Origin of the sequence: Bacteroides luhongzhouii (assembly GCF_009193295.2) — a bacterium.
Taxonomy (GTDB): Bacteria; Bacteroidota; Bacteroidia; order Bacteroidales; family Bacteroidaceae; genus Bacteroides; species Bacteroides luhongzhouii.
In genome coordinates, this window is the sequence record NZ_CP059973.1 from 78,691 (window position 1) to 98,123 (window position 19,433).

A 19,433-nucleotide genomic window follows, 5' to 3' on the forward strand; every position below is an offset into this window, starting at 1 on the left:
ATCTTTCCTCTATTTTTAAATTTAAAATGTAACTTCCACTCCCATAGTTATATTACGCAAAGCAGGATTACCATGAGCATAGGCCGTACCTGTTTCAGGATCGATTCCTTCCCAAGAAGTAAATGTCAGAAGGTTCTTTGCAGCCACATAGAATTTCAAGCTCCGAACAGGAGTTTTACTTAAGAGCTTTTCGTCAAATCTATAAGCTAAAGAAAGGTCTTGCAGACGTAAAAAGTCATGACGCTGTGGGAACTTATACTGATAAGGATTCGTATAATTTGGACGAGGAACCTTGTTAGAAGGGTGTTCAGGCATCCAATATTCCTTATTCAGCCAGTTAGCAGTACCACCACCGCCAAAGGTTCCAACATAATTAGCATAAATATTATCAGCAATATAATAATTATTTTTTCCACCACCAGAAATCCAGTTCAGTAAAAAATAGAGTTCAAAGTTTTTATACGTCAAGGTGTTGGACATTGTCATTGTAAAGTTAGGCTTAGAATACCCTACAATTTTACGGTCACCGTTAGCATCAATCTTACCATCATTATTTAAATCCTTGAATTTGACATCACCTGGATTACCACCATAAATTGCCATATATTCGAGGTCATCTTCCTGAATAATGCCGTCAAATACATAAGTATAGACTGCACCTAATGATTTGCCAATAAAAAGATTATTAGCGATATCATCATCTTCTACACCATCGCCATCACCATCCAAGCCATATAGTGAAACCACCTTATTACGGTTCATCCAAAAATTCAGACCTGTAGACCAAGAGAAATCTTTTGTCTCAATATTCCTTGATCTCAAAGAGAATTCAAGTCCCCAGTTTTTCACTTCACCAATATTATCGGATACATTCTGAAAACCATTCATTACAGGAATAGCACGATTCAACAACAGGTCAACAGTTCTTGAAGAGTAATAATCGATATTACCACTCAAACGATCATTGAACATTGAGAAATCGACTCCAACATTCCATGCACCAGTCTTTTCCCAAGAGAGTGCCTTGTTAGCTAAGCCACTTGAAGCTGAAGTGTTTGCTGTTTCCTGACCGAACAGATAAGATCCGGAACCCATTTTTGAGAAAGTGGAATAAGAACCAACAGACGGATTACCATTTTCACCATAAGATAATCTAAATTTCAAGTAGTTGATTAGCTTCACATGATCTCTAAAAAAAGCTTCATTGCTCACAGTCCATGCACCGGCTAACGAGAAAAAATCACCGTATTTATTACCATCCGCAAAACCGGAATAGCCATCACGACGTATAGAAGCAGATGCATGATAACGCTGTTTATAAGCGTAATTGGCACGAGCCATATAGGCCAATTGAGAAAGAACTGTTTTATCGGTATTAATACCTCTTTTTGCAGGATTACCTAATTCTAGCGAATGAATACCCAGAACTGTAGAGCCTGCTGCTTTGAAATCTTTAGCACTCAATTCAGACTTGGTAGTAGTTGCCCTCTGACGTTCTGCCAATAAAGTCAAGTCTACCGAATGATCACCAAATGTACGATTGAAGTTGACCAAATGGTTCATAAACCAGTCTGTACGTGTAGAATGACTTTTGCTACCATTTGCGTCTACCAAATACTTCGTTTGATCATAGAGGTCTTTTTCATCCAATGTATTCATAAAATAACGCTCATCTTGGAAGTTTGCACCATGTCCTTCCCAACGATTTAAAGAGAAGTTGAATGTATAAGACAAACCTTTTATCCAAGGCAAATCAACACGAGCAAATGTCAAACCATTATAATTCTGATTTCTGTCTTCATTGAATTGTCTTGTCTGCCACAACGGGTTAATAGTAGTCTGATGTCCCTGAGGAGAACGCTCCATCTCGTGTTCAAATCCTTCAAAACGAACATACTTATAACCATAAGGAGTGTTGTTTACAGCGTTTCTCATATCCGCTTCTTTACCGTCCGCATTTTTGTTAACAACAGATAACTTTAAACCAACCTTCAGCCAGTCTGTAACCTGTGATTCTATTTTGGAGGTTACAGAGAACTTTTTGAATTGGTCATTGTACATAATACCATCTTGATCAAGAAACTGACCAGAAACATAATAGTTCAGTTTATCCGTTCCACCGGAAATACTAAGCTGATAATCTTGAGAAAGCCCCATACTAACACATTCATCATACCAATCAATTATATTGCCCTCCTGGTAAGCAGAATATTCATATGGGGTCAACAGATTCTGCAATTCTAAATCTGCTTCAGAAGCACCGTTCATTCTTCTTAAGTCTTTCTTTAATTGAAGATATCCTTCAGGAGAAAGCATATCCGGCCTCGTTGTAGGAGTCTGAAAGCCTACAGTCGCGCCAAAACGTATAGTCGGCTTTTCACTCTTACCACGTTTAGTTGTAACCAAAATTACCCCATTGGCAGCTCTCGAACCATAAACTGCTGCGGAGCTTGCATCTTTCAGAACATCGACTGAAGCAATATCACTAGGATTTAACTCATTCCAACTTCCGAGATGAACAACACCATCAACAACAATCAATGGATTATTGGATGCCTTAATAGAGTTTTGACCACGGATATTAAAGCTAGGATTACCTCCCGCATTAGTAGCAGTACCAATGTCTAAACCTGGAAGTTGACCTTTCAAAGCATCCAACACGTTCATATTAGGAAGAGACATACGAGGAGAATCTTCTAATCTAATGGAAGCAATAGACCCTGTCAAGTCCTTCTTCTTAGCAGAGCCATAGCCTATCGCAACGACTTCATCTAGAATCTGTGAATTCTCTTCCATCCCAATTTTCAATTTCTTCACGGCAGAAGTCACTTGAACTTCTTTTGAGTTGTAACCAATGTAATGTACCACCAATGTACCGTTTATAGGTATATTGATCACAAAATTACCATCCACATCAGATACGACACCATTTTGCGTTCCTTTTTGAATAACCGATGCTCCAATCAAAGGATCACCAGTCCCCTTATCAAACACATATCCCTTTACACTTATGTTTTGCGCAAACATAAATGTAACAGATAAAGCACATAACAAACTAAAAATCCAGAAACGTTTGTTCTGATCCATAAAATTACTACATTTCATAAACAAAGATTTAATTAAACAAAGTTTATATTACGGACTTAATTACAACTAACAATTCTTAAGAATATTGCAAAATAAGCGAATAATTCAAGAGACTCAAATAGACTATTTATCTAAAAAGATAGACTATTTTACTGCAAACATACAATCTTACGTACACTACTGTTTTATACTGATACTGATTTGAGACTAATAAATCTTAGCAACCCAACCACCGCCTGAAGCTAAAGATATATTCAGAACTTCCCCACCTTCAACCTCTATAAGTTCATGTTTATAATCAATAGCACGAATATCAGCATTAATACCATCTTTAAAAATCTCCATCTTATACTTCTTCCCTTTAGGCAAAAAGCTTAAATCCAGTTTCATCTTTCTTGGACTCCAATCTGTAATAGCAGCTACATACCATGAATCTCCACTTCTACGAGCCATAGTCACGTAATCACCTATTCTACTGTCAAGTGGCACGATTTCATCCCACTCAACAGGGATATTTACCAAAAACTCCGTACATTCGGCCTCTTTATAATAGTCAGATTGAGGATCTGGCAACATCTGCATAGGACTTTCAGCAATAACGGCCATTGCCATGAAATGTGCCCTTGTACCTTGCCCCATCGGTGTGTCATGGTTAAAACGAAATGATTTTTTGGTAGCATTATTCAATGTTCCGGGGATGTAATCCATGGGACCGGCCACATTACGAATAAAAGGAAGCATGCAACGATTATCCGGATTATCTTTATAAGTTCCACCATTCTGCTCAAATTCCACCAAAGCCTCTCTTGTCAAAACATTGGGATAGGCTCTTCTTAATCCATCAGGACGGTATGCGCCATGGAAATCAAGTACCATCTTATACTCAGCCGCTCTTTTTGCAGCTTTCCAGTAGAAATTAGATGCCTCTTGATCGGAACGGTTGATAAAATCAATCTTTAATCCTTTGATGCCCCATTCGGAAAATTTAGCCAACGCAGCTTCCATCTGGCTATCAAATAGATCGTAAGTGACCCAAAGCATCACATCCACTCCTTTTGAAGTAGCATAATCTACCACCTCCTTCATATTAAGACCGTCAATCGTCCGTGTCAAATCCTCTTTATATGTCCAACCATCATCAAATAAGAAATAACGAATGCCAAAATGGGAAGCGAAATCTATCATATATTTAGCAGTCTCTGTATTAATGCCAGCCTTAAAGTCTACATTATATAATCCCCGTCGTGCCCACCAGTCAAAGGTTACCCATCCCGGCTTTATCCAAGAGGGAGCCTCAATCTGACATTTAGGTGCCAACTGATAAACCAACTGATTATTCAGCAAATCCTTATCTTCCGAAGCTATAGCAAACACACGCCAAGGAAAAGTTCTCTTTCCGGACGTCTTAGCTATGTAATTCTCACAAGTAAGAATTTGTCTTCTGTTCTTTGAATTACCTTTAACATTATAAGTCTTAGGATAATTCCAGAAATGAGCTCTCAAATCCCTATTCCCTTTTTCTAACCATAAACAAGGATAATCCTGCAAATCAGACTCTAATAAAAGCACATTCACTCCCGATGGAGTTTTTACTAAGGCCGGATAATTACCAGTTACCCCTTGCTCTATATCTTGAATTTTCTGTTCTACATAAGGTGCCTCATAGTCACTATTCATATTAGCGTCTTTCTGAAAAAACAAAGTGGAAGAAGGATCAAAAGCAAAGTCTGCAGCTTCATCAAAAATTGTAAGCTCCCCTTTACAATTGGTAGAGATGCGATAAGCTACTCCATTATCATATAAACGAATTTCCAGCTTTGTCTTGTCAGCAAACAGTAATGAAATCTCATTATATCGATCAACTATCCGAGAATTTTTCTCCTTTATTTCCGGCACAATTATTTGATCAACAGCATTTTTCTTTATCGAATGTACTTTTGCATTTAGCTTAGGTAACATACCTTGATCTGTATCCAAGTAAATATCACGAACTGTAAACAGGACATTTTCTTTGTGCAGTACCTGCATAGAAACATTCTTTTCAGCCGTCACGACAACATGCAATACTTTATTTGGCGAGGAAAGATTAACCTCTTTAGCCCCTGCAAACAAAGGATACAGAAGCAATAAAAGCAGATTGATTTTTAGTTTATTCATATTTTTCAGACATAAGAAGTTATTACTTATTTATCATATTATTATGTATCTGTACACCTTGATGATTATTATCCAAGTGGGATGCAATATCAAAATAGCTTTTTGCCTTCTCCATATTACCAAGCCCCAAATGTCCAAGTCCCATCAGATAGTTGCAATGAACGAGATTTTTCTTATTCATATCATCTTCCCAAATTTGTAAATCAGGAAGAGATACTGCAAAATAGTCCATTTTGAAGCGATCAAATAAATGTTTTTCACCAAAATCAATCAACCGATTAAAACGACTACGAGCATTCTCTTCATCCCCCATTTTCAAGAAGGCTAACCCCTGATAAAATATTTTATCAGGTTTCTGATCATTATAATACATTGCAGCTACCGGCAGGCTATCTCCCAGACTAGCTTTCACAAATAAGCGTTGTGCTTCTGCATCCCGTCCCATCGCTTGCATAATACAACCCTTATAATAATTGAAATCATTTTCTTGAGCTCCTTGCAACTTACCCTCTCCCAAGTTATGAGGATAGACAAAACATTCATCTATCAACTTCAATGCTTTTTCATATTCCTTCAAGTTCAGATATTTTTTCACCAATTCTACACGAGACAATTGATATTGAGCAGGTACTTTCCCTTCGCCACCTTCCCAAGGATGAAAATGGCGGTTATCAATCATGTGGATAGCTTCTTCATAACGCCCTAACTGATTTAACAATGTCACATACTCCAGATAAAGATCGTCACGCGAGAACGTAACCTCTTTATGTGCATCAAGTAAAGACAGTCGCTCTTCATGCGGACGGTTAAGACACTTATATAATTGATCCAGTTCCATCAACACACGAGCATCCTTTACATCCAACAAAAAAGCCTTCTCTAATAAAGCAACCGCCTCTTGTTTTCGATCTAATTTATTAAAATATGCCAGAGAAAGATTACGGAATACAACTGGAAAAGTAGCATCCTGTTCAACAGAGGTCTCCCAAGCAGCTACAGCTTCCGCATATTGCCTCTTGTCATACCACAAGTTACCCAAATAATACAAAGCTTTAGGAGCCTTCTTTATAAGTCCAATAACGGTTTGAAGAGCTAATATTGCCTCCAAAGTGTTTGGAAAACAATAATCCGGCGATTGTAATTCAGCCACTCTCGCCACAGCCGTAGCTGCTTCTGTCTCACCAAGCCGAAGCAAAAACCAAGCCTTATAGTAATATAATAGTGTCGGTTGTAATACCGAAAAATCAATTGCGGCATTCACCACTTTAAGTGCTTCCTCCCAACATCCGCATGAAGCATAATCCAAAGCAAGCTCTTCGTAATTATGGCTTTCTCTACGCATTTGTGTCATCAATAAATGCAGATTTTCTTCATCTCCTGTTATAAGGTATTTTTCAAAACTACATCCAAAGTTAAAGTGATCATAGGATAATGATTCCTCTATCAATGCCAAAGCTTTATCCATTTCTCCCAAATGGCGCAAAATGATTGTTTTCAAATGCCTACCTCGTAAATTACACCAATTTCGCATTAATGATTTGTCTACTTCATAAAGCGCATTTTCCCAGTCATTCCATGTTGCTGATATCTGTGCTAAAGAATAATAACTCATATGCTGCCATGCATCATTCCAGCATGCCTTATAAAAATAGTCATATGCTTCAGTGAGCTTGTCTTGATATTTAAGAGAGAGTCCCAAGTTATATAGCGGCTCTCCGTCATAAGGATTCGGATTTTTCTCTGTCAAAGTCTTTACTGCCTGACGTAAATAAGATTCAGCCTTGGCAAACTGTCCTTTACGCAATAGCCAAAGTCCCATAGCATTGTTATTTCGAACATCACTCGAATCTCTATTCAGGGCTTCTTGATAATAATCTGTAGGCATATAAGTAGCATGGCGATACTGTTCCAAATGCAAACCGGTTAGATACAGTTGTTCTGTAGTCGAGACATCTTTCGGATCTAAAGCCGCCTTAGCCGCTTCCGGTACCTCTTTAATGTCTTCTGGCTCTGGTCTCCATTTCAACAAGCACTTACCTTTGGAATTAGAGATAGTGACACATACGTCTTTAATCTCTATAATTTCGACCTTTTCTCTCAAATCATTTTCAGGAGTAACATCTCTGATAATATCAAGGACTGTATTCCCAAATTGAGTTACAGTTATATGAAGTCCGGTTTGTGTTGACGTAGCAAATACCTTCAAAATTGCACAGTCCACTCCGATTTCAATATTCATCAATATGTCTTCAGAAGCATTTTTCACTACCCCCAATTCTCTATAAGGAATAAAATATTGAACAAATGTTTTTTCCTCATAAGGTTGCAGCCATGTAAAATCAGGTTGATTGTCTGTGTACACACCGGCCATTAGCTCAATATACGGACCATCTGTATCCGTTAAGTTACGATCCCATGCTTGGCCAAAGTCTCCATTACCCCATGTCCATTGTTTCTTACCTGGTGAAATATGGTGGTTTGCCACATGTAAAACTCCTGCACGTGTATCGTTCTCGTATCCACCTACAAAGTTATATTTTGAACGTATAGCCATATATGAAGTAGGTACAGGGATATTTTTATAACGAGAGATATCAACTCCGGAGGAATAATCCATTTTATAATAGGTTCCCGTAGCAATAGGATAACGAGAGACGTCACGTTTACCATGGTCGAAAACTGCATTAACATCTTCGGGAAACACCGACTGATAATATTCATTCACTGCAACAGCAGGATTGGCCCACCACAAGAATGTTTGAGGGAAAGGAGTCGGATTATATACTTTCCCTTGTATTTCAAGTCGGGCACATCCCGGACGTAATGTAAAACCAGCCATACCTTTTTGATGGAACATACGTTCTCTTTCATTTACCCAAACGATTGCACTACCATCTTCTTTCTTTTCTATATGATAGTCAACCGGCAAATAAGTGCTCGGACGATGGTGTTGTGGCCAGTTAAACTCAATACCTCCAGAAATCCACGGTCCGGTTAATCCCACCAAAGCCGGTTTAATGACATGATTATAATATATAAAATGACGTTGTTTCACCTTGTCATACGCCATTTGTACGCGTCCTCCCAATTCGGGCAAAATCATGACTTTGATATATTCATTTTCCAGATAGATTACATGATAACTTTGCTCCTTACAAGTATCTTCTATCTTTTCAATAACAGGATATGGATAAACGACTCCACTACTACCTTGATATACCCGCTTCTCAAGAAACATGGGATTTTTCTCGGCTTTACCGATAGCATAGGTAGGAAGAAGAATATCCTCCTCCCAAACTTTTACTTCTTCAATCATGTTTTATCTATTTTTTTATTAATTCTTTTTCTAATTCTTCTAATGTCTTTCCTTTTGTTTCAGGCAAATTTGACCGGATAAAAAGAAAGCCCGCCAAACAAATGCCACCATACAACCAGAATATACCTGCTGCTCCTACAGATTCATTAAGAATAGGGAATGTATACGTCAAGAGGAAGCAGGCCACCCATAAAAAAAATGTTGAAAGAGCCATTGCCATTCCCCGTATTCTCACCGGAAATATTTCAGAAAGTACTACCCAGACAACGGGAGCTAATGACATGGCATAACAAGCAATGGCCAATATGACAAGCAACAACATTGGCCATCCGCTCACCCCGCAATAATAACATGTACCCAAAATAAGATAGATTGCCGCCAATCCAATTGAACCTATAAACATTAGATTCCGGCGTCCCCACTTATCCACAGTGTAGATAGCCACAAATGTAAAAATAACATTGGTAACACCTGTCACCACAATATTCATCAAAACATCAGAGACTTGATAACCAGCTGCGGAAAATATTTCGTGCGCATAATTGAAAATAACATTAATACCACACCATTGCTGAAAGATAGCCAGTACGATACCTATTATCAGCACTTTTCGAACTGACAAATGAAAAAGTTGTCTCCAATTGCTTTGCTGTTGCTGCTCTGTAACTAGCCGAATTATCTCTGACGAGGTCTGCTTTGCATAATCATCTCCACCTATTCGAGCTAAAATGATTTGCGCTTTATCCATCTGTTGATTAGCCGCTAACCAACGCGGGCTTTCAGGGATCATAAATGCAAGAATAAAAAACAGCCCTGCAGGAACCAACTCTCCCCAAAACATCCATCTCCAAGCCCACTCCACGCTTTCCGCACTAAGAGTAGTTGAATCCGCCGCATAATACTCTCCTATCTGCCAATTAGCAAGTTGAGCCATCAATATACCTAATACAATAGTTAATTGATTTAAAGAAACGAATTTTCCTCGAACCGGAGCTGGAGCCACTTCCGCTATATACACAGGGGATATATTGGATGCGATTCCAATGCCAAATCCACCCACAATCCGATAAAAAATAAACCAGTCAAAATCATTAACCGCACCCGTTCCATAAGCTGACAACACAAAAAGAAATGATGCAATAATCAGCATTTTTTTACGTCCATAACGGTCACTCCAACGTCCTGAGAGTAAAGCCCCAACCAAACATCCGACCAAAGCGCTACTCATAGCCCAACCTCGAAGCACAGGCAAATCTTCCAATCCCCAAAAAGGTTCATAAAAAATCTTAGCACCACCAATCACTACCCAATCATAGCCGAATAACAGCCCACCCATAGCCGAGACCAGGCAAATCAATAACAGATAAACATTATTCTTTTTCATAATATATCAATAGAAGTTGCTGCAAAGGAAAACAATAATATTTATACAGGAAATAGAAAAAAATATATAAAGATGGACTATTTTACTACTTAGCAAAATACAGACTATAAAAATAGCATAAAGACCATAAGTCAATCAGAAGAAAAAAAGTAATCACTACTATCTACTATGTTAAAATGCAATATAACAAACTGACTATATTTATAATATATATATATTTGTATTCATTTACATTGCTAATTTTCTACATAGCTTATACATAATTAGCCATAAAACTCTAATAACACTTTCAATAATAATACTATGATTAAGAAAAAAGATGGATTTAGCGGCGAAAGAGCAGTTGTACTTCCCCAGTTCATTATACATGAAATGGAAGAAAATCCCGTATCGACTCATTTACATATTACCGATATCGGCTATTACCCCAAAGCAAAATTTCACTTTATCGAGCGGTCAGAGCCTATCTCCCAGTATGTATTTATTTATTGTTATGAAGGTAAAGGATGGTATCAACTAAATGGAAAAAGATATACTGTCAATGCCAATGAGTATTTCATCTTGCCTGCTGGAATTCCTCACTCCTATGGTTCTGCTGATGATTCACCATGGACTATCTATTGGATACACTTCAAAGGGAAGCTGGCTCCCTATTTTTCTGCGCAATGTTCACATCCCATAGAAATCAAACCTGGAATACAGTCCCGGATTAATAACCGAATAGACATGTTTGAGGAGATTTTGCATACGCTAGGAATGGGCTATAGCCACGAAAACCTATTGTATACCTGCTCCATTTTCTATCACTATCTTGGAACATTAAGATATCTCCAGCAATATAGAGGAGCCGTTCAACAGGATTCAAACTCTACAGATATAATCATTGAAACAATACATTACATGAAAGAGAACATTGAACGAAAACTAACACTCCAAGAAATCGCCAAACATACAGGATATTCAATTTCTCGTTTTTCTTCATTATTCAGCCAACGAACAGGATATTCCCCCCTGACTTATTTTAATATGCTCAAAATCCAACAGGCATGCTATCTGTTGGACTTCACAAACATCAAAATTAACCAAGTCTGTTACAAAATAGGCATTGACGATCCTTATTACTTCTCACGTCTATTCAATAAAATCATGGGAATGCCTCCTAAAGAATACAAAAAACTCAAAAAAGGCTGAAGAAGACCATATTATATCTCACTATTAATCCTCCTTTTTAGTGGATTAAAAAGGAGGATTAATACAGAAACCGGATTTTATATTTTACTGTGCCTTAATTTTTGCCAAATATTTTTTATTTGCCATTTATTAAAGGACTGATATTCATCTGAGAAATACATATAATCAATTTATATGAAATCCCAATTCGGGACGCTCTTTTAAATATGTTATTAAATCCCGCCCCACCGAAAGCTTAATTGGACGAGAAATCAAATCAATTGACATGTGGCTTACATCAGCATCATCCGTCACTTTAAAATACAATTCTGTATTTCCCGGATGTTCCTTAGTCAGAGTGGCAAGTTCAGTAACCAAAGCCGAGTTCAAGACTGACAGAGGAATGATAATCGTGATCTTCTGCACCAGTTCTTCTTTCACGTCGGGAAGAAGCTCCATAGAAGTGATTTTCACTTCCAATTCATCCTGCCGCCATTGTTTCGCTTGGCAACGGGCTTTAATATATAGGAACGTTCCTTCGTTGAGATATCCCTGATAAGTCACCCAGTCATTTCCCCAGAATGGGATTTCGGTAGAACCGGAATAATCTTCAATCTTAGCAATACCATACGGATTTCCATTCTTGCTGACTCCGCGACGAACACTAGTCACAATCCCTCCCATCGTTATTTCACGACCAACAAGTGCAGCTTTATCTTCCAAATCCGCCATCCGTGTATTGCAGACATGTTCCAATACGATAGAAAATTCATCCAACGGATGAGCGGAAAGATAGATACCGACCAAATCACGCTCACGATTCAGCCGATCAAGATCACTCCAACGTTCCACACCTTGAGGAATTTCAGGAGTTGCAACATCAATAACGTTTTCACCACCGAACAAAGAATTGACAGCAGCTGCCTTATCTGCCTGATAGCGGTTACCATAGCGCATCAATGTTTCCAGAAATACTTCACCTTTAGAGTTTACAGCAAAATATTGTTCCCGCTTCAGTTCAGGAAAACTATCAAACCCTCCGGCTAATGCCAGACATTCCATATTTTTCTTGTTGCAGGCATTCAGGTTGACACGTTGCACAAAGTCGAATATACCGAGGAAAGGACCATTCTTACTACGTTCCTCCATAATACTTTGTACAGCAGCTTCACCTACACCTTTGACAGCACCAAGTCCGAAACGAATATCACCGTCATGATTTACAGTAAATTTCAGGTTACTTTCGTTTACATCCGGTCCCAGCGTCTGAATACCCATTGCCTTACATTCGTCCATCAGTTTCGTAATATCGGTAATGTTCGACAAGCTTCGACTCATCACTGCAGCCATATATTCAGGAGGGTAATTTGCTTTTAGATAGGCTGTTTGGTAAGCTACCCACGAATAACAAGTAGCATGTGATTTATTGAAAGCATAAGACGCAAACTTTTCCCAGTCGGTCCAAATCTTTTCAAGCACTTTCGGGTCGTGTCCGTTCTTACGCCCACCTTCAATAAATTTAGGTTTCATGTGATCCAGCTTGTCACGCAACTTCTTACCCATGGCTTTACGGAGTGCATCAGACTCACCACGGGTAAAGTCAGCCAATAAACGTGACAGAAGCATCACCTGTTCCTGATAAACCGTAATGCCATACGTATCCTTCAAGTATTTCTCCATTATCGGAATATCATACTCAATCGGCTTGCGTCCATGTTTACGGTCGATAAAATCAGGTATATAATCCATTGGTCCCGGACGATAAAGGGCATTCATGGCAATCAAATCTTCGAATGTAGAAGGCTGCAATTCGCGCAGGTACTTCTGCATACCGGCAGATTCAAACTGAAATGTACCAATCGTACGTCCGTCACTATATAATTTATATGTAGCCGGGTCAGAGATGTCTATCGCATCAACGTCTACTTCAACATTACGACTTAAACGGATATTTTCAACGGCCTCTTTGATAATAGACAAAGTTTTCAGGCCAAGGAAGTCCATCTTAATCAATCCGGTATCTTCAATCACCGAACCTTCATACTGGGTAACAAGCATTTTTTCGCCCGTTTCCTTATCATCAGCAGTGCTGACAGGTACCCAATCGGTGATATCGTCACGACAGATAATCGTACCACAAGCATGTACACCTGTACCACGCACGTTACCTTCAAGCATCTTAGCATACTTGATCGTATCTCGAACCAACGGATCGGATGATGCTTCCGCAGCTTGCAGTTCGGGAACATATTCAATCGCATTCCGCAAATTCAATTTCTTATCAGGAATTTTATCTGGCACTAATTTAGCCAATCGGTCAGACTCCGAAAGAGGTAGCTTTTGCACACGGGCAACATCCTTGATAGCTAACTTAGTAGCCATTGTACCATAAGTGATGATATGAGCAACTTTTTCCTGACCATATTTATTCGTTACCCAACGAAGTACTTCACCACGTCCGTCATCATCAAAGTCGACATCAATATCGGGCAAGGAGATACGGTCCGGATTTAAGAAACGCTCAAACAGCAAATCGTACTGGATAGGGTCGATTTTCGTAATCCCCAGACAATAGGCCACTGCCGAACCAGCAGCCGAACCACGCCCCGGACCAACCGACACACCCAGTTCCTTACGTGCCGCATTGATAAAATCCTGTACAATCAAAAAGTATCCGGGGAAACCCATCGTTTTCATGATATACAGCTCGAAGTTCATTCGTTCTTTAACTTCTTCCGACAGAGGTTCGCCATAAATTCTCTTGGCTCCGTCAAAAGCCAATTTAGCTAGATAATCCCCTTCAAGTTTAATACGATAAAGTTTATCATAACCACCCAGGCGTTTAATTTTCGCTTTCGCATCCTCTTCACTCAATACCACATTACCATGTTCATCCTGAGTAAATTCGTCAAACAGGTCTTTTTCCGTAAACTTCGCCCGATACCCTTCTTCCGTTCCAAAATCTTCGGGAATAGCAAAAGTAGGCATGATAGGTGCATGATCGATGGAGTAATATTCTACCTTGTCAAGAATCTCCAGTGTATTGCTCAACGCTTCGGGCACGTCAGCAAAGAGTTCGTTCATCTCTTCTCGTGTCTTCATCCATTCCTGCTTGGTATAAAGCATACGAGTAGGATCATCCAAGTCCTTACCAGTACTCAAACAGATCAAACGGTCGTGCGCTTCCGCATTCTCTTCATCTACAAAGTGAACATCATTCGTACAAATCAGTTTAACATTGAACTTCTTAGCATATTCAATCAGATATTTGTTCACATTCACCTGCAACGGATAACATTCGTGATTGGCACGGGGAACAGTCGCTTTATGACGTTGTAACTCCAAATAGTAGTCATCACCAAACAAGTTCTTATACCATTGAATAGCCTCTTCAGCCTCTGCAAATTGCCCGGCAGTAATTCGTTTCGGCACTTCACCACCAAGACAGGCCGAACAGATAATAAGTCCCTCGTGATATTTTTCCAGTTCGCTGCGGTCAGTACGCGGACGCATATAATATCCGCGCGTCCATGCGTGCGATACTAATTTAATAAGATTATGATAACCTTTTTCATTCTTAGCTAATACGATCAGGTGATAACCACTTTGGTCGGGTTTACCCTCTTTTAAGTCCATAGTGCGGCGCGCAACATACATTTCACAACCGATGACAGGTTTGAAAAGCTTATTTTCCGCTTCCACTATCTTAGCTTTACATGCAGCAATCTCCGCCTCTTTATCCGCACACTCTATTGTGCCGGCCTCAATTCCTGCAATTCGCTTCTTCAAATCTTTGACTTCACCTCTTGGACCGCTGTTCTTTTTATTGACGTAGTTCGTAAATTCCTTGATACCGAACATATTTCCATGATCGGTCACGGCAATCCCCTTCATCCCGTTTTGCATCGCTTTATCGACCAGACGAGCTACGCTAGCCTGACCATCCAACAGAGAATATTGAGTATGGACATGTAAATGAACGAAATCCTGCATAATGATAAGTAGTTAAATTGAAGGCATAAAATTACTACCTCTTGGGTTATAAACAAAAATAATCCTCAAAAAGTTATCAACATTCACATTTCTATGCTCATTTACTTGCTGATTTTTTAAATTAAGTATATTTTTGCAGACAATATCATTAAACAGCATTCATGGGCCGACTAAAAAAATTAAAAAAAATACGTATTCACCGCGAAGGAACACATATATTATGGGCTAGCTTCTTGCTATTGCTATTGATTAATGCAGCTCTTTATTGGGGAATCGATTGCAAAATACCTTTTTATGTGGTAGCAGTAGCGAGTATAGCAGTCTATCTGCTGATGGTGAATTTCTTTCGATGTCCGATCCGTCTCTTCGGGCAGGACACTGAAAAGATTGTCGTAGCACCCGCCGATGGAAAAATCGTCGTCATCGAAGAAGTTGATGAAAACGAATATTTCCATGACCGCCGCTTAATGATATCCATCTTCATGAGCATTGTGAACGTACATGCCAACTGGTACCCGGTAGATGGTACTATTAAAAAGGTAGCGCATCATAATGGAAACTTTATGAAAGCATGGCTGCCGAAAGCCAGCACAGAAAACGAACGTTCTACGGTAGTGATCGAAACTCCGGAAGGAGTGGAAGTACTCACCCGGCAAATCGCCGGAGCAGTGGCACGCCGTATTGTCACCTACGCTGAAGTAGGAGAAGAATGTTATATTGACGAACACATGGGATTTATCAAATTCGGTTCCCGTGTGGATGTGTATCTACCCATCGGCACAGAAGTATGTGTCAGCATGGGACAATTAACGACCGGTAACCAAACGGTTATCGCCAAACTTAAATAATTCTGTCACAATGACAAACATTATTAAAAATAGTATTCCAAATACTGTAACCTGCCTGAACCTTTTCTCCGGTTGTATTGCCTGTGTCATGGCTTTTGAAGCAAAATATGAACTGGCTCTACTTTTCATCGCTTTAAGTTCTATCTTCGATTTCTTCGACGGATTGTTGGCTCGTGTACTCAATGCCCATTCCATTATTGGAAAAGACTTGGACTCATTGGCTGATGATGTCAGCTTCGGGGTTGCTCCTTCACTGATCGTATTCTCTCTATTCAAAGAGATGTACTATCCGGCAAATATGGAATTCATCGCTCCTTATCTACCTTATTTGGCATTCTTGATTTCTGTTTTTTCAGCATTGCGTCTGGCAAAATTCAACAATGATACACGGCAGACGAGTTCTTTTGTCGGACTTCCGGTACCTGCCAATGCTCTGTTTTGGGGCTCATTAGTGGCAGGGGCACATGACTTCCTAATATCAGCCAACTGCCATCCTGTCTACCTTCTTATACTTGTCTGCCTGTTTTCCGGACTGCTGGTATCAGAAATACCGATGTTTTCTTTGAAATTTAAAAACCTTTCATGGAATGACAACAAAATCAGTTTTATATTCCTGATTATCTGCATTCCCCTCCTTATATTTCTTGGAATTAGTAGCTTTGCTGCCATTATTGTATGGTATATTTTACTTTCACTTTTTACAAGAAAAAGTAAATAAACAATCTCTTGGCACGTTTGTTGTACTATGAGTTTTATCGAAGTAACAACATAAAAATCATAGCCCGATGCATATACTTTTATTCATACTCATTTTTATCATTGCCATTTTTGTATTTGGCCTTTCTATTGTCGGATTCATCCTAAGAACGATTTTCGGATTAGGACGCAGTTCTTCTTCATCCCGCCCGAAACAAACAGAATCAGGACGTACAAGCCAACAGGACTATGAGCAAAGGAATCACCGTTCAAATGACAATGAAGAGGAAATATATTCCGAGAATGTTCCGGAGAAAAGACATAAAAAAATATTCACCCAGGATGATGGTGAATATGTAGATTTTGAGGAAATCAAATAGACATTACACTGCTTTCATTTCCGTTTCGCCGCAAAGAACTCTTTCATTAGCGCAGCGCATTCGTCAGCCATTATCCCTTTTACAACCACTGTTTTAGGATGTAATGCCGCACCGGCATATTTCTGATAGCCCCGTTTTTCATCTTCGGCACCAAATACAAGTTTGCCTGTTTGTGCCCAAGCAATAGCTCCTGCACACATCACGCAAGGCTCAACTGTGACATACAGGGTACATTCGTTTAAATACTTACCGCCAAGCACATTGGCAGCAGCTGTAATAGCCTGCATCTCGGCATGAGCCGTTACGTCATTCAATGTTTCTGTGAGATTATGGGCACGTGCAATAATCCGCTCTTTACAAACCACGACAGCTCCTACGGGAACTTCTCCTCGCTCGGCAGCCTTACCTGCCTCTATCAAAGCCTGTTTCATGAAGTAAATATCGTCAAGCATCCCCCTCTTTATTTTTTTATCTACAATTTCTAATTTAATAATGATCCCCTATCGCCTCATATCGTGTTCACCAAAAAGGGTGGGATAATCTTCTTCCATATTCTTATGGATAAACATGAGAATCGTTTCACGAAGCCAACGTGACTTATTCGTTATCTTATATTTCTCAAGATAACGATCTACAATCAGCTGTTCTTCGTCGCTCAACAAAATGCTCATCCGTCGTTCCCTTTTGGTACACTCGACGTGCATTTTCAGGCACTTTTTACTCCTTTTTCTCATATCTTCTGCAAAATTACTTTTACTTCTGTAAATACAAAGAATAAAAGCAGTAAATTTGCAAAAAAAGATGGCTGAACATAATGATTTAGGAAAAGCCGGAGAAAATGCCGCCGTAGTTTATCTTGAACAGAAAGGATATCTTATTCGTGACCGGAATTGGAGAAGGGGACATTTCGAACTGGACATTGTAGCCGCAAAAGGTAATGAACTGATTATAGTAGAAGTGAAGACCCGCAGCAATACCCTATTTGCTGAGCCGGAAGATGCTGTAGATTTGCCTAAAATAAGACGTACAGTACGTGCAGCAGATGCCTATATCAGATTGTTCCAGATTGACACTCCTGTACGCTTCGATATCATTACTGTAGTAGGCGACAACAGGAATTTCAAGGTTGAACATATAGAGGAAGCGTTTTATCCTCCTTTATATTAAAAAATGCTGGAACTTTATTCATCATTATAAAAGCTGTGAAATTCGTGCTTTAATTTATGATATAAACTAATTATGAAAACATATTATAATTATTAATTCATTATGAATGTAGAAACTGTCAGAGAATACTGCTTGAACAAGAAAGGAGTCACCGAATCTTTCCCTTTCGATGATGTATCACTGGTTGTAAAGGTTATGAACAAAATGTTTGCTCTCATTGACCTGGAAGAAGCTAATCACATCGCACTAAAATGTGATCCGGAAAAAGCAATCGAACTGCGTGAACATTATTCGGGAATTGAAGGAGCTTATCATTTTAATAAAAAATACTGGAATAGTGTCCGCTTTGACAGTGACGTAGACGATAAATTGATGAAAGAGCTTATCGATCACTCTTATGATGAGGTAATCAAGAAATTTACTAAAAAGTTACGCACAGAATATGATGCCCTCCCCTGATATATTCCCGGTTCCATTGATTCGTATCAGCGAGACGAACTCCACCAACAATTATTTGCAGTCTCTCTGTTCTGAACAGAAGTTGGAGGAATTAACTGTCGTTGTCGCCGATTTTCAAACTTCCGGTCGGGGACAGCGTGGCAATTCTTGGGAATCAGATCCTGGCAAGAACCTTCTTTTCAGCACCGTTATCTTCCCCGAGTTTTTGGAAGCACGACGTCAGTTTCTCATTTCACAGATTATATCTTTAGCTATTAAAGAAGAATTAGATACATATACCACCGACATTTCTATCAAATGGCCGAATGATATTTATTGGAAAGAAAAGAAAATATGTGGGATGTTGATAGAAAACGATCTGATGGGGCGGAACATCAGTCAAAGTATTGCAGGAATCGGAATTAATATTAATCAGGAAACATTTCACAGTTCTGCTCCTAACCCCGTTTCACTGCTACAAATCACAGGAAAAAAGTATGCTCTACTCGAAATACTGAAAAATATCATGCTGCGTATCCAATCTTATTATGGCTTGCTCAAAAAAGGTGATACGACATCAATAGCCTGTCAATATGAAAAATCTCTTTTCAGAAGGGAAGGACTGCATCGATACAAAGATGCCAACGGAGAATTTCTTGCACGAATCGTTTGTGTAGAACCAGAAGGAAGGTTGATTTTAGAAGATGAGATGCTGATGAAAAGAGACTATATGTTTAAGGAAGTGGAATATTTACTGAAATAAGCTATCCTATTCCAGATCAAAACATTATCTTTGG

The 19,433-nt window shown here is 39.1% G+C and carries 14 protein-coding genes; 7 read left to right on the top strand and 7 right to left on the bottom strand.

Going from position 1 to position 19,433, the window contains the following annotated elements; translation table 11 throughout:
• Positions 1-21 precede the first annotated feature (21 nt).
• From GD631_RS00355 to GD631_RS00370, 4 genes are all read right to left on the bottom strand, one after another.
• Positions 22-3,105 (bottom strand): SusC/RagA family TonB-linked outer membrane protein, encoded by a 3,084-nt coding sequence (locus tag GD631_RS00355; RefSeq protein WP_143257712.1) that lies wholly within the window; start codon positions 3,103-3,105, stop codon positions 22-24.
• 189 nt (positions 3,106-3,294) lie between these two features.
• Positions 3,295-5,244, bottom strand: a complete 1,950-nt coding sequence (locus GD631_RS00360; RefSeq protein ID WP_143257711.1) for a glycoside hydrolase family 97 protein — start codon at positions 5,242-5,244, stop codon at positions 3,295-3,297.
• A gap of 22 nt (positions 5,245-5,266) precedes the next feature.
• Positions 5,267-8,560, bottom strand: a complete 3,294-nt coding sequence (locus GD631_RS00365; protein ID WP_143257710.1) for a DUF5107 domain-containing protein — start codon at positions 8,558-8,560, stop codon at positions 5,267-5,269.
• A 7-nt stretch (positions 8,561-8,567) separates the two neighbouring features.
• Positions 8,568-9,944 (bottom strand): sugar porter family MFS transporter, encoded by a 1,377-nt coding sequence (locus GD631_RS00370; protein WP_143257709.1) that lies wholly within the window; start codon positions 9,942-9,944, stop codon positions 8,568-8,570.
• A 303-nt stretch (positions 9,945-10,247) separates the two neighbouring features.
• Between GD631_RS00370 and GD631_RS00375 the strand changes: the two genes are divergently transcribed.
• Entirely contained in the window at positions 10,248-11,135 is an 888-nt protein-coding gene (locus tag GD631_RS00375) for an AraC family transcriptional regulator (RefSeq protein WP_143257708.1), read from the top strand.
• A 165-nt stretch (positions 11,136-11,300) separates the two neighbouring features.
• Here GD631_RS00375 and dnaE read toward each other — a convergent pair whose 3' ends face one another.
• Positions 11,301-15,107, bottom strand: a complete 3,807-nt coding sequence (dnaE, locus tag GD631_RS00380; protein WP_143257707.1) for a DNA polymerase III subunit alpha — start codon at positions 15,105-15,107, stop codon at positions 11,301-11,303.
• A 161-nt stretch (positions 15,108-15,268) separates the two neighbouring features.
• Between dnaE and GD631_RS00385 the strand changes: the two genes are divergently transcribed.
• The 3 genes from GD631_RS00385 to GD631_RS00395 all read left to right on the top strand — a co-directional run bounded on the left by GD631_RS00385 (position 15,269) and on the right by GD631_RS00395 (position 17,031).
• Positions 15,269-15,955 (top strand): phosphatidylserine decarboxylase family protein, encoded by a 687-nt coding sequence (locus tag GD631_RS00385; protein ID WP_004299219.1) that lies wholly within the window; start codon positions 15,269-15,271, stop codon positions 15,953-15,955.
• Between the two features lie 10 nt (positions 15,956-15,965).
• On the top strand, positions 15,966-16,673 hold the full coding sequence (gene pssA, locus GD631_RS00390; RefSeq protein ID WP_143257706.1) for a CDP-diacylglycerol--serine O-phosphatidyltransferase: 708 nt from the start codon (positions 15,966-15,968) through the stop codon (positions 16,671-16,673).
• Between the two features lie 67 nt (positions 16,674-16,740).
• The gene (locus tag GD631_RS00395; protein WP_143257705.1) at positions 16,741-17,031 is read left to right on the top strand and encodes a DUF4834 family protein; all 291 of its coding nucleotides are present in this window, start codon (positions 16,741-16,743) and stop codon (positions 17,029-17,031) included.
• Between the two features lie 14 nt (positions 17,032-17,045).
• Here the strand turns inward: GD631_RS00395 and GD631_RS00400 are convergent, their stop codons facing one another.
• Entirely contained in the window at positions 17,046-17,483 is a 438-nt protein-coding gene (locus GD631_RS00400) for a nucleoside deaminase (RefSeq protein ID WP_143257704.1), read from the bottom strand.
• A 48-nt stretch (positions 17,484-17,531) separates the two neighbouring features.
• On the bottom strand, positions 17,532-17,765 hold the full coding sequence (locus tag GD631_RS00405) for a hypothetical protein (RefSeq protein WP_004299215.1): 234 nt from the start codon (positions 17,763-17,765) through the stop codon (positions 17,532-17,534).
• A gap of 67 nt (positions 17,766-17,832) precedes the next feature.
• Between GD631_RS00405 and GD631_RS00410 the strand changes: the two genes are divergently transcribed.
• From GD631_RS00410 to GD631_RS00420, 3 genes are all read left to right on the top strand, one after another.
• Positions 17,833-18,198 (top strand): YraN family protein, encoded by a 366-nt coding sequence (locus GD631_RS00410; RefSeq protein ID WP_143257703.1) that lies wholly within the window; start codon positions 17,833-17,835, stop codon positions 18,196-18,198.
• Positions 18,199-18,300: 102 nt separating this feature from the next.
• A complete protein-coding gene (locus GD631_RS00415; RefSeq protein WP_143257702.1) occupies positions 18,301-18,657 on the top strand; it encodes an MmcQ/YjbR family DNA-binding protein in 357 nt (118 codons plus the stop codon).
• Positions 18,641-19,399, top strand: a complete 759-nt coding sequence (locus tag GD631_RS00420) for a biotin--[acetyl-CoA-carboxylase] ligase (protein ID WP_143257701.1) — start codon at positions 18,641-18,643, stop codon at positions 19,397-19,399. The genes GD631_RS00415 and GD631_RS00420 overlap by 17 nt, the downstream gene beginning before the upstream one ends.
• Positions 19,400-19,433 lie beyond the last annotated feature (34 nt).